This window comes from Nioella nitratireducens, assembly GCF_001879715.1.
GTDB lineage: Bacteria > Pseudomonadota > Alphaproteobacteria > Rhodobacterales > Rhodobacteraceae > Nioella > Nioella nitratireducens.
In genome coordinates this window covers 63,810-76,377 of record NZ_MNBW01000014.1, presented here as the reverse complement: position 1 = coordinate 76,377, position 12,568 = coordinate 63,810, and the positions used below count along the sequence as shown (strand labels likewise).

Sequence of the window (12,568 nt, the reverse complement as noted above, 5' to 3'; positions counted from 1 at the left end):
ACCCGACTAGGGCGGCAGAGCCGCCCTGGTCTAGTGTTAGGGATTTTCGCTTAGACCGGGAAATGCGGCGTGGCGCGCGTGGTGCCCACGAATTTCTGTCTAACGCTTACATCCTCGCTCAGTGCCGCGCCAAGGAATAAAGGCGCGAGAGCCACCGGACCCCTTACGAGCCTCAGCCGGATCGGGCCTTTCCTTACAATGTGGCCTGTCGTCGCGCGGCTCATCTTGAGGCGAATGACGATTGTCATGCGTCGAAGGCTTTTCGGAAGGCGGGACCGTCTTTGGTGAGACAGTAGGGATTGCCCTTGTGGAATGCTCGGAACCATGCGTCGAGTTCGAGGGGAGACCGGCTGTTTTCGTGGTCACGTCGCGTTCGCGCCTGCCACGCAGCCAGTTCGAGGCGTTGAGCCGTGTCGAAGCCCCGATAACAGGCCGCGCAGACACGGACGCCGCCACAGGTGCGGCGCGTGTCCCTGATACGCGCGGCGCGTTCTCTTGCCGCCTGTCCCGTCTCGAATTGCGCCGTGAATTTCTGGAATTCCTGCTCATGTTGTTCCTCGCTGAGTTGAGAGATTTCGAGCGGCCCGTAAACGAGCGCCTCAAAATCAGTTAGATTTGACTCCAAATCTTGTGAAACACCGGCCAACAGTGTTGACCACTGAGGGGCATCCCGCCCGGTTTCTTCGCGGATTTCATTGTTGATCCGATGAAGGCCGCTCAGAAGCGCCTCACGGATAAGGCCCAGAGGGTGCCAGTACCCGCGAATACCGGGAACGGAGATCGTGAGAGAAGGCGGCACGGCCCGAAGATCGGACCAGCGCGCAAGCTGTGCCTCAACAAACCGAAGCCCAAGGGGCGGCTTTTTCGACATGCGAAAAATACCGGCGGCGGTGTTTTCCGCCTTGGAGAACCGCTTAGTTCCCTTGGACTTCTGGACGGAAAATTGATCCTTGAGAGCGTATTTCAGCACGTAGGAGACGCCCCCAGCATCGGGGACTTGCAGATAAACCGAGCCATGAGGCCAGAGGGACCAATGGATATTACTATCCATCCACGGAGCGTCGAGTTTCTTCCCAACGAAGCTGGACCACTCGCCAAGAACGTCGAGAGGGCGGACGCTGAAAAGGATCATGTGATAATGAACGCGGCCACGCTTGGAACCGCGCTCACCGGCGACGAGATAAGAAATCTCGCCAGTCTTGCCGTATTTGTCAGAATACGCTTTGCGCAAGCGCGCAAGAAAGCCCTGCACGTCCTTGTAACGAAAGGTTTTTGCGCCGTCAGGCGTCTGGCCATCATCGCCATCGGCATAGCTGAGGCGAATAACGATAGCGTTGCCCATCGTTGCCAGTTCCGCCATCGCGCGGCAAACCCAGTCCATCTTGCGAGAAGAAATGCAATCGTCACAGGTGCGGCAGGAAAAGGTTTTTCCATCATGGGTGATCGGTCGAGAGCACATCGTTTTTTGTCCGGGTTTCACTAAATGCATGCTGGAGCAAGGGAGGGGCGCAGTTAACGCGCGCCCCGGTGTTGAGACCAAAACCGGGGCGCGCGACGGCGGGCCTAGCTGCCCTCTAGGCCCGCGCGTTGACGGGGAGAAATCGACCGCCAAACATCCGGCAAAGACCGCCAAACATCCGGCAAAACCGCTTGAAAGCGGGCCGCACGTTCCGATTGCGTCGGAGGCGTCGGGGTAGGCATCGGCACCGCAAGCAAAGGATCATCCATCCTGGCGCGGTTCCAATCATCGACGTCAAGCCGCCACCGCTGGCGGATAACCTCACGGAACACCCGCCAATCCTTCAACTCGACGTGCGCCGAGTCTTTGAAGGTCCAGAAATGGCCATGCTCGAGATCGACGCCGAAGCGTTCAGCGACGATCCGAACACAGGAAGCGAGAGTATCCCAAAATTCCGGGCCTACGTCCCATCCACGGGTATCGTGGACAATATCGACCGCCTCATAGAACTGGTGAGGGCTTTCCCACCCACGCGCCTTAGACCGCCCAAGAGAAAAAAGGTCGTTCTGCCGCGTCGGGGGCCGATAACATTCCACGATCTTCGCGGGATAGCCCGCGTCCTGCATCGCACGGACGATCTGTTGACCGAGGTAATACATCGGGCCATCGGTGTAGGTGTAGCGCGTCTGGCGCTTACGGGCCTGCCCCGCATCCCGCTTCCCGAAAAAAGATCGGGCGCGGGACATAATTTCTGCGATAGTCACAAGTTCAAATCCTTGTTTTTGCATCTGATCCACGAAGAGGGAGGGGCGGCTTGCCGCCCCACCATTTTTAAATTGTGGACGCATCAGCCGCGCCGTTGGTCGTGGAGATCGGCGCGCTTTCAACCGGAGGTTGTACCGCGGTTTCTGCCGTTTCAACCGAAGGTTGATCGCCGTCATCAATCAGTTCGAGCGGCTCAGAAGGGACGCGCTCGGAAAGCCGCGCAAGACTTTCAAGACGCTGCTCGAGGCGCTGCGAACGGCGGTTCGACTGCTGGACAAGCATCTCAAGCCGCCGCCGATCCGCATCGGCAGACGAGGGCCGATAATCCGGGTTAGCCCCGGACTGATAGGCAACCGCGCCCATACGCATACGCGAGGCGCGCTCGCCAGCCGGCGCGAGAATGGTGACCCCAGAACCCGGATCAACATCCCAATCGGCGGGAAGACCGTCGAAAAGTTCACGGCCCAGATGGACACCGGCGGGAACACCGAGCGGAATCAAATCGCCATTGCCATCGGCGAAACGAATTTCGCCGCCGTCTTTACCGACCAAGACCTTGGCCGACGCAAGTTGAGAGATTTTCATGATTTTATCCTTTCAGGAGCAGGGCAGGGAGGTTCCCCTGCCCATGATTTCAACGCCTTAGGCGTCTTGGAAAATGTTATCCGTTTCGATTTGAGCGAGTTCCTCGACCGGTGTCGGGCCGAAGATGATCGGGGTGTTGACCGAAGCGACGGACCGCCACGTATAGGTGCAGACCTCCGCCAGATTGTCAGCGAACGGATAGTGGTCGAGGTCCTCGGGATAGATCACGCTTTCCGGCGTGACCGACATAGGAACTTCAAGCTGCCAAATGGCCGACTTCGCCGCAACCGTGGTCGGATCAAGCGCCCTGTTGAAACCGTAATTGATATACGTGCGCTTGAGGCCATTATTGGCGACATAAAGCGCAACCGTGCCCTCATCGATCTGAGCACAATCGCCGTCCAGTTCACGGATGGTAACGGGAACCGGGTCAATGGCCATTTCATCGGCCACGTAGTTGGTAGCGCCCCACGTATCCGAAAGGAACGGATGCGGCTGCGAGGCGAGCGCCTCATCGGGCTTGACCGCCGCGAAGGTAATAAGAATACCTCCAAATTCCGTCGCCGGAATAGGCGCGGCGAATTCGACCTTGGCAACCGAATTCGTGATCGAGACGCCAAGATTGGCACCATCCATCGCAGGCTGCTGATCCATGCCGAACATAACCTGCCGCTCATAAACGACAATCGGTTGCTTACCCACGTCCATGGAGAGGCCATGCGCAAACCGAGTAACCAGTTCCTGACCGTGTTCCGGATTGTCATCGACAATTTGCCGCATCTCACGCGTTAGGGCGTCCATACGCTCCGCGTTGTAGAGGTCTTTCGTCGAAAAGGACGTTTGAGACCCAGCCAATTCTGCGAAAACTTCCGGGACACCGATAGAATTGGCCTGAATAAACACCGACTGGGTCGAATTGGGATCAACCCCCGAAATATTGCCGGTCCCACGAAGGAAAACCCCGTCCGGAGAGAGTTCATACATGGGACCGGCATTCGTATCAGCAGTGGGATTCTGCTTGACGAGAATCCCCGAAACATTCGCCTGACCCTCGAGGTCCAAATTCACAAGCCCATTCACACGATTCTCGGGGTCAAGAACCCCATTCAGGCGGTCGAGCACAGTCTGAGCAATAAGGGCCGGTGTCATAGCCGTCGAACTCGCATCCAACTGAACCGCATCGACAAATTTACGCCGCCGCAGATAATTCACCGCAGCGTTGTGCGCGAGGCGAGCCGCCTCATTGACATACTTGACCCCGTCAATCGAGCGCGGAACAATACCAAGCCGCTTCGAGATTTCATTCTCCTCTTCGAGATCGAAAAGCGGAACGCCCGAAAGAAGTTTCTGACGGATAACCTCGGCATTGCCGGGATAGTCGTCGGTTGGATTCTTCAAAGCGTCAATAGCTTGAACGGGGACGAACACAGAAACAAGCTCAGCCGTGATGGGAGTGATCATGCGCCCCGGAATAGGGTCCAATTCAAAATGGACCGATTGCATCACCGAGCCGCTTTCGCTCTCACGAAAGGCGTGTGCGCCGACGGGCGCGAGTTTCCCGCCACGGAAACGACCGGCAATTGTGCGGGCTTCCGAACGGCGCGCACGAGGTTTCATGTATTTAGACATAAGTAGAGTCTCCTTTGAGAAGGGTAGGGGGGCTAAGCCCCTCAGTGGAATGGTGTATTTCTGGTTTGGCGTTCCGCCTCACGCGACCGCATATACGGTCCGTAAATTGTCAGCGCGCGTTCAGCTTGCTGACGATCCGGAAACCGTTCCGGATGAACGTTGTAATACAGATCGCGGAAAAAGGCGTCTTCACGGCGATTGCGCCGGTTCAGGTCAAGTGTATGACCGATAGCGTCCCCGGCAAGAACCGGAGCCATGAACGTCGAAACAACCTCGGAGTCGCCGAGCGCATCTTCGACGGTGCCACCAGTCGAAAAGGCGCCGGAACCTGAAAAATCAATTCCGCCGAAGCTGAAAGAGGCCGCCTCGTTGGTGTTCAGACCAGATGGAGAAGGAGGGTCCCCATCAAAATCAGGACCGCCAACCCTATCAGGTAGCCCAGAATCACCGCCAGAAGTTCGTGCATTGCCATAAATCCCCGGAACATTCGGCTGAAGGGTAGCTTGACGCACCTGCTCATTCAAGCGATCCCGCTCGACTTGCAACTGGCTGTTGGCAATCTGCAATTCGCGCGACCGATTACGTTCGGTCGAAAAGGTATCGACCGAATCGGCGGCGGCTTGGGCGAGAATTTCCCCGCCCGTCACCATATTGCCAGCGCCGAAAGACCCAGCTTGGCCCGCAAAAACAAGCGGGTTGAACCCAGCGGCTTCGGACTGCGCCCGAATGCCCGCAGGGGAGTTGAGATATTCTTGCCGCTTGCGAGCCTTGTTCGCGCTGGCCGCGCCGAACAGGCCAGAGACCAATTTCACGCCACCGAGGATCGCCGCCAAACTCATTGGGACGATCCCCGGCGATTCAGCGCCGAGAGCACTAAATCGACAGCGAAGAGAGCGGCACCAATGGTCGCCGCCTCGATAGTAGACGCGAGGCCGTCATCCATGCCGACCGACACAAGATAACCGGCGGCAAAGGAACCAAACCGCCGAATCGTCGGTTTGAGAAGTTCCTGCAAAACGAAGGTCTTAAGACCAGACATAACGTTTCCTTTCAGTTTGGCCGATAATCATGACTATGATTCGACACAACATCTAGCGAACGCCGCTAGATATAGACCACCCTTACGGGAGCTAGTTTCACCGTGTCAAGGACTTTCTGATGTTCACACAAGCGGACGGCCCTTCGGGGGAGTGTCGGGGCACCCCTTTCAGGGGAACCCCACCCCGACACAGCGCCTAATACATAGTCAGCGGTCCCCGCTGCAAACGGCGACGGCATCGAGCGGAACCCGACTAGGGCGGCAGAGCCGCCCTGGTCTAGTGTTAGGGATTTTCGCTTAGACCGGGAAATGCGGCGTGGCGCGCGTGGTGCCCACGAATTTCTGTCTAACGCTTACATCCTCGCTCAGTGCCGCGCCAAGGAATAAAGGCGCGAGAGCCACCGGACCCCTTACGAGCCTCAGCCGGATCGGGCCTTTCCTTACAATGTGGCCTGTCGTCGCGCGGCTCATCTTGAGGCGAATGACGATTGTCATGCGTCGAAGGCTTTTCGGAAGGCGGGACCGTCTTTGGTGAGACAGTAGGGATTGCCCTTGTGGAATGCTCGGAACCATGCGTCGAGTTCGAGGGGAGACCGGCTGTTTTCGTGGTCACGTCGCGTTCGCGCCTGCCACGCAGCCAGTTCGAGGCGTTGAGCCGTGTCGAAGCCCCGATAACAGGCCGCGCAGACACGGACGCCGCCACAGGTGCGGCGCGTGTCCCTGATACGCGCGGCGCGTTCTCTTGCCGCCTGTCCCGTCTCGAATTGCGCCGTGAATTTCTGGAATTCCTGCTCATGTTGTTCCTCGCTGAGTTGAGAGATTTCGAGCGGCCCGTAAACGAGCGCCTCAAAATCAGTTAGATTTGACTCCAAATCTTGTGAAACACCGGCCAACAGTGTTGACCACTGAGGGGCATCCCGCCCGGTTTCTTCGCGGATTTCATTGTTGATCCGATGAAGGCCGCTCAGAAGCGCCTCACGGATAAGGCCCAGAGGGTGCCAGTACCCGCGAATACCGGGAACGGAGATCGTGAGAGAAGGCGGCACGGCCCGAAGATCGGACCAGCGCGCAAGCTGTGCCTCAACAAACCGAAGCCCAAGGGGCGGCTTTTTCGACATGCGAAAAATACCGGCGGCGGTGTTTTCCGCCTTGGAGAACCGCTTAGTTCCCTTGGACTTCTGGACGGAAAATTGATCCTTGAGAGCGTATTTCAGCACGTAGGAGACGCCCCCAGCATCGGGGACTTGCAGATAAACCGAGCCATGAGGCCAGAGGGACCAATGGATATTACTATCCATCCACGGAGCGTCGAGTTTCTTCCCAACGAAGCTGGACCACTCGCCAAGAACGTCGAGAGGGCGGACGCTGAAAAGGATCATGTGATAATGAACGCGGCCACGCTTGGAACCGCGCTCACCGGCGACGAGATAAGAAATCTCGCCAGTCTTGCCGTATTTGTCAGAATACGCTTTGCGCAAGCGCGCAAGAAAGCCCTGCACGTCCTTGTAACGAAAGGTTTTTGCGCCGTCAGGCGTCTGGCCATCATCGCCATCGGCATAGCTGAGGCGAATAACGATAGCGTTGCCCATCGTTGCCAGTTCCGCCATCGCGCGGCAAACCCAGTCCATCTTGCGAGAAGAAATGCAATCGTCACAGGTGCGGCAGGAAAAGGTTTTTCCATCATGGGTGATCGGTCGAGAGCACATCGTTTTTTGTCCGGGTTTCACTAAATGCATGCTGGAGCAAGGGAGGGGCGCAGTTAACGCGCGCCCCGGTGTTGAGACCAAAACCGGGGCGCGCGACGGCGGGCCTAGCTGCCCTCTAGGCCCGCGCGTTGACGGGGAGAAATCGACCGCCAAACATCCGGCAAAGACCGCCAAACATCCGGCAAAACCGCTTGAAAGCGGGCCGCACGTTCCGATTGCGTCGGAGGCGTCGGGGTAGGCATCGGCACCGCAAGCAAAGGATCATCCATCCTGGCGCGGTTCCAATCATCGACGTCAAGCCGCCACCGCTGGCGGATAACCTCACGGAACACCCGCCAATCCTTCAACTCGACGTGCGCCGAGTCTTTGAAGGTCCAGAAATGGCCATGCTCGAGATCGACGCCGAAGCGTTCAGCGACGATCCGAACACAGGAAGCGAGAGTATCCCAAAATTCCGGGCCTACGTCCCATCCACGGGTATCGTGGACAATATCGACCGCCTCATAGAACTGGTGAGGGCTTTCCCACCCACGCGCCTTAGACCGCCCAAGAGAAAAAAGGTCGTTCTGCCGCGTCGGGGGCCGATAACATTCCACGATCTTCGCGGGATAGCCCGCGTCCTGCATCGCACGGACGATCTGTTGACCGAGGTAATACATCGGGCCATCGGTGTAGGTGTAGCGCGTCTGGCGCTTACGGGCCTGCCCCGCATCCCGCTTCCCGAAAAAAGATCGGGCGCGGGACATAATTTCTGCGATAGTCACAAGTTCAAATCCTTGTTTTTGCATCTGATCCACGAAGAGGGAGGGGCGGCTTGCCGCCCCACCATTTTTAAATTGTGGACGCATCAGCCGCGCCGTTGGTCGTGGAGATCGGCGCGCTTTCAACCGGAGGTTGTACCGCGGTTTCTGCCGTTTCAACCGAAGGTTGATCGCCGTCATCAATCAGTTCGAGCGGCTCAGAAGGGACGCGCTCGGAAAGCCGCGCAAGACTTTCAAGACGCTGCTCGAGGCGCTGCGAACGGCGGTTCGACTGCTGGACAAGCATCTCAAGCCGCCGCCGATCCGCATCGGCAGACGAGGGCCGATAATCCGGGTTAGCCCCGGACTGATAGGCAACCGCGCCCATACGCATACGCGAGGCGCGCTCGCCAGCCGGCGCGAGAATGGTGACCCCAGAACCCGGATCAACATCCCAATCGGCGGGAAGACCGTCGAAAAGTTCACGGCCCAGATGGACACCGGCGGGAACACCGAGCGGAATCAAATCGCCATTGCCATCGGCGAAACGAATTTCGCCGCCGTCTTTACCGACCAAGACCTTGGCCGACGCAAGTTGAGAGATTTTCATGATTTTATCCTTTCAGGAGCAGGGCAGGGAGGTTCCCCTGCCCATGATTTCAACGCCTTAGGCGTCTTGGAAAATGTTATCCGTTTCGATTTGAGCGAGTTCCTCGACCGGTGTCGGGCCGAAGATGATCGGGGTGTTGACCGAAGCGACGGACCGCCACGTATAGGTGCAGACCTCCGCCAGATTGTCAGCGAACGGATAGTGGTCGAGGTCCTCGGGATAGATCACGCTTTCCGGCGTGACCGACATAGGAACTTCAAGCTGCCAAATGGCCGACTTCGCCGCAACCGTGGTCGGATCAAGCGCCCTGTTGAAACCGTAATTGATATACGTGCGCTTGAGGCCATTATTGGCGACATAAAGCGCAACCGTGCCCTCATCGATCTGAGCACAATCGCCGTCCAGTTCACGGATGGTAACGGGAACCGGGTCAATGGCCATTTCATCGGCCACGTAGTTGGTAGCGCCCCACGTATCCGAAAGGAACGGATGCGGCTGCGAGGCGAGCGCCTCATCGGGCTTGACCGCCGCGAAGGTAATAAGAATACCTCCAAATTCCGTCGCCGGAATAGGCGCGGCGAATTCGACCTTGGCAACCGAATTCGTGATCGAGACGCCAAGATTGGCACCATCCATCGCAGGCTGCTGATCCATGCCGAACATAACCTGCCGCTCATAAACGACAATCGGTTGCTTACCCACGTCCATGGAGAGGCCATGCGCAAACCGAGTAACCAGTTCCTGACCGTGTTCCGGATTGTCATCGACAATTTGCCGCATCTCACGCGTTAGGGCGTCCATACGCTCCGCGTTGTAGAGGTCTTTCGTCGAAAAGGACGTTTGAGACCCAGCCAATTCTGCGAAAACTTCCGGGACACCGATAGAATTGGCCTGAATAAACACCGACTGGGTCGAATTGGGATCAACCCCCGAAATATTGCCGGTCCCACGAAGGAAAACCCCGTCCGGAGAGAGTTCATACATGGGACCGGCATTCGTATCAGCAGTGGGATTCTGCTTGACGAGAATCCCCGAAACATTCGCCTGACCCTCGAGGTCCAAATTCACAAGCCCATTCACACGATTCTCGGGGTCAAGAACCCCATTCAGGCGGTCGAGCACAGTCTGAGCAATAAGGGCCGGTGTCATAGCCGTCGAACTCGCATCCAACTGAACCGCATCGACAAATTTACGCCGCCGCAGATAATTCACCGCAGCGTTGTGCGCGAGGCGAGCCGCCTCATTGACATACTTGACCCCGTCAATCGAGCGCGGAACAATACCAAGCCGCTTCGAGATTTCATTCTCCTCTTCGAGATCGAAAAGCGGAACGCCCGAAAGAAGTTTCTGACGGATAACCTCGGCATTGCCGGGATAGTCGTCGGTTGGATTCTTCAAAGCGTCAATAGCTTGAACGGGGACGAACACAGAAACAAGCTCAGCCGTGATGGGAGTGATCATGCGCCCCGGAATAGGGTCCAATTCAAAATGGACCGATTGCATCACCGAGCCGCTTTCGCTCTCACGAAAGGCGTGTGCGCCGACGGGCGCGAGTTTCCCGCCACGGAAACGACCGGCAATTGTGCGGGCTTCCGAACGGCGCGCACGAGGTTTCATGTATTTAGACATAAGTAGAGTCTCCTTTGAGAAGGGTAGGGGGGCTAAGCCCCTCAGTGGAATGGTGTATTTCTGGTTTGGCGTTCCGCCTCACGCGACCGCATATACGGTCCGTAAATTGTCAGCGCGCGTTCAGCTTGCTGACGATCCGGAAACCGTTCCGGATGAACGTTGTAATACAGATCGCGGAAAAAGGCGTCTTCACGGCGATTGCGCCGGTTCAGGTCAAGTGTATGACCGATAGCGTCCCCGGCAAGAACCGGAGCCATGAACGTCGAAACAACCTCGGAGTCGCCGAGCGCATCTTCGACGGTGCCACCAGTCGAAAAGGCGCCGGAACCTGAAAAATCAATTCCGCCGAAGCTGAAAGAGGCCGCCTCGTTGGTGTTCAGACCAGATGGAGAAGGAGGGTCCCCATCAAAATCAGGACCGCCAACCCTATCAGGTAGCCCAGAATCACCGCCAGAAGTTCGTGCATTGCCATAAATCCCCGGAACATTCGGCTGAAGGGTAGCTTGACGCACCTGCTCATTCAAGCGATCCCGCTCGACTTGCAACTGGCTGTTGGCAATCTGCAATTCGCGCGACCGATTACGTTCGGTCGAAAAGGTATCGACCGAATCGGCGGCGGCTTGGGCGAGAATTTCCCCGCCCGTCACCATATTGCCAGCGCCGAAAGACCCAGCTTGGCCCGCAAAAACAAGCGGGTTGAACCCAGCGGCTTCGGACTGCGCCCGAATGCCCGCAGGGGAGTTGAGATATTCTTGCCGCTTGCGAGCCTTGTTCGCGCTGGCCGCGCCGAACAGGCCAGAGACCAATTTCACGCCACCGAGGATCGCCGCCAAACTCATTGGGACGATCCCCGGCGATTCAGCGCCGAGAGCACTAAATCGACAGCGAAGAGAGCGGCACCAATGGTCGCCGCCTCGATAGTAGACGCGAGGCCGTCATCCATGCCGACCGACACAAGATAACCGGCGGCAAAGGAACCAAACCGCCGAATCGTCGGTTTGAGAAGTTCCTGCAAAACGAAGGTCTTAAGACCAGACATAACGTTTCCTTTCAGTTTGGCCGATAATCATGATTATGTAAATAATCATGAGGGCGACAAAACGCCTGAAATCAGGAATAGCCCCTATTTCCCAATGGCTTGCGAAGCGAGGTTCGCCCAATACCATTGTCGATCCGCCTGGACACCTTGTTGCCCAATAGCACCCACCACGTTGATATTGCAGCTTTTTGTCGACAGCCGCAATTTCTGGTCGCTATAATGCTGGCCAGTTTGGGGATAAGTGCATGGGCGTAAACAGGGTCTTCTGCCGTGTGATAAAACACGCGGCGGTCTGTCATTCAAAGCAAGGATGTGGTGCAGGTCGGACAGGCATTTGGCAGAGGGCCTGCCGGTGAAGTCCCTCGCCCCCTATCTGGCCGCGCGCTCGGTCGAGGAGCTGTGGCAATACCACACCAGCCACATGGCCGGTTTCGGGTTCGACCGGATGCTTTATGCCTATACCCGGTTTCAGGGCCGCAATCGGCTCGGCGACCCCGAAGACGCCATGGTGCTGACCAATCATCACCCCGACTATGTCGAGGCCTATGTTGGCCGCGGCATGTTCCAATCGGCCCCGATGATCAATTGGGCCGCGCGCAACACCGGGGCGATCAGTTGGCGTCATATCGCAAGAGACATCCAGCGAAACGGTGCCTCCAATGGCGCGCGCGAGGTGTTGGCGCTGAACCAGCGTTTTGGGCTGGTGGCGGGCTATACGATCTCGTTTCCGATGGCGGCCCGCCGGTCCGCCGCCGGAATCGGCCTCGCCGCGCGGCCAGAGTTGTCGCAGGATGATGTCGACCAGATTTGGGCTGCGAACGGCGAACAAATTGAAATCATCAACAATGTCGCGCATTTGGCAATCATGCAATTGCCAGCCACCGGCCAGAGACGCCTGTTGACGCCCCGCCAGACCGAGGTTCTGGAACTGGTGGCCGATGGCAAATCGGTCCAGGATATCGCCTATCTTCTGAACCGCACACCGGCGACCATCGACAAGCATCTGCGCGGCGCCCGCGACTCTCTTGGCGTCGAGACGACGGCACAGGCGGTGCGGAAAGCCTCGGTCCTTAACCAGATCTTCGTTGTGGACCCCGGCAAAACCATCGAAGATTGGAGTGCTTACCTGGAAGAAGCTTTCCAAAGGTAAGGGAAACCCGACTTTTCAACCGGGCGGGTTTGCGGCACACTTTCACTGTTCCGTGAGTGATGGCTGAGATTTTCCCCTCGGTCAGGAGCAATTGGGTAGCAGGGCAGATTACAGGCTCGGCTGCCTGCTTTCTGACCTTGCCGCCGTCCTTTATTTAGGGCGGTGACGGGTTTCTCGCGCGTGTAGCCGTCCCCAAACTGGCTGCGCGGGTTCAAGA

Annotated in this window: 13 protein-coding genes; 1 reads left to right on the top strand and 12 read right to left on the bottom strand. The window is 57.5% G+C overall.

Annotation, left to right across the window (positions count from 1 at the left end):
- Positions 1-244: 244 nt before the first annotated feature.
- The 12 genes from BKY27_RS14655 to BKY27_RS14595 form a co-directional block, all read right to left on the bottom strand.
- Positions 245-1,489: a rolling circle replication-associated protein gene (locus BKY27_RS14655; protein WP_146636261.1), complete on the bottom strand. Its 1,245-nt coding sequence runs from the start codon at positions 1,487-1,489 to the stop codon at positions 245-247.
- A 74-nt stretch (positions 1,490-1,563) separates the two neighbouring features.
- Positions 1,564-2,307 (bottom strand): M15 family metallopeptidase, encoded by a 744-nt coding sequence (locus tag BKY27_RS14650; protein ID WP_146636260.1) that lies wholly within the window; start codon positions 2,305-2,307, stop codon positions 1,564-1,566.
- Positions 2,291-2,809, bottom strand: coding sequence for a hypothetical protein (locus BKY27_RS14645; RefSeq protein ID WP_071675233.1), 519 nt, complete (start codon positions 2,807-2,809; stop codon positions 2,291-2,293). Before BKY27_RS14645 ends, BKY27_RS14650 begins: the two co-directional genes overlap by 17 nt.
- 57 nt (positions 2,810-2,866) lie before the next feature.
- Complete coding sequence (locus BKY27_RS14640) at positions 2,867-4,438, bottom strand: hypothetical protein (RefSeq protein WP_071675232.1); 1,572 nt, start codon at positions 4,436-4,438, stop codon at positions 2,867-2,869.
- A gap of 41 nt (positions 4,439-4,479) precedes the next feature.
- The gene (locus BKY27_RS14635; protein WP_071675231.1) at positions 4,480-5,277 is read right to left on the bottom strand and encodes a hypothetical protein; all 798 of its coding nucleotides are present in this window, start codon (positions 5,275-5,277) and stop codon (positions 4,480-4,482) included.
- Positions 5,274-5,477, bottom strand: coding sequence for a hypothetical protein (locus BKY27_RS14630; protein ID WP_071675230.1), 204 nt, complete (start codon positions 5,475-5,477; stop codon positions 5,274-5,276). The genes BKY27_RS14635 and BKY27_RS14630 overlap by 4 nt, the downstream gene beginning before the upstream one ends.
- Positions 5,478-5,968: 491 nt before the next feature.
- Positions 5,969-7,213: a rolling circle replication-associated protein gene (locus BKY27_RS14620; protein ID WP_146636261.1), complete on the bottom strand. Its 1,245-nt coding sequence runs from the start codon at positions 7,211-7,213 to the stop codon at positions 5,969-5,971.
- 74 nt (positions 7,214-7,287) lie between these two features.
- Positions 7,288-8,031: a M15 family metallopeptidase gene (locus BKY27_RS14615; protein WP_146636260.1), complete on the bottom strand. Its 744-nt coding sequence runs from the start codon at positions 8,029-8,031 to the stop codon at positions 7,288-7,290.
- On the bottom strand, positions 8,015-8,533 hold the full coding sequence (locus tag BKY27_RS14610) for a hypothetical protein (protein WP_071675233.1): 519 nt from the start codon (positions 8,531-8,533) through the stop codon (positions 8,015-8,017). Before BKY27_RS14610 ends, BKY27_RS14615 begins: the two co-directional genes overlap by 17 nt.
- 57 nt (positions 8,534-8,590) lie before the next feature.
- Positions 8,591-10,162 carry a hypothetical protein gene (locus tag BKY27_RS14605; RefSeq protein WP_071675232.1) on the bottom strand — a complete coding sequence of 524 codons (1,572 nt, stop codon included), beginning with the start codon at positions 10,160-10,162 and terminating at the stop codon, positions 8,591-8,593.
- A gap of 41 nt (positions 10,163-10,203) precedes the next feature.
- A complete protein-coding gene (locus tag BKY27_RS14600) occupies positions 10,204-11,001 on the bottom strand; it encodes a hypothetical protein (RefSeq protein WP_071675231.1) in 798 nt (265 codons plus the stop codon).
- A complete protein-coding gene (locus BKY27_RS14595) occupies positions 10,998-11,201 on the bottom strand; it encodes a hypothetical protein (protein ID WP_071675230.1) in 204 nt (67 codons plus the stop codon). The genes BKY27_RS14600 and BKY27_RS14595 overlap by 4 nt, the downstream gene beginning before the upstream one ends.
- Before the next feature lie 352 nt (positions 11,202-11,553).
- Here BKY27_RS14595 and BKY27_RS14590 point away from each other — a divergent pair, with 352 nt between their 5' ends.
- On the top strand, positions 11,554-12,351 hold the full coding sequence (locus BKY27_RS14590) for a helix-turn-helix transcriptional regulator (RefSeq protein ID WP_233491850.1): 798 nt from the start codon (positions 11,554-11,556) through the stop codon (positions 12,349-12,351).
- Positions 12,352-12,568: the final 217 nt, after the last annotated feature.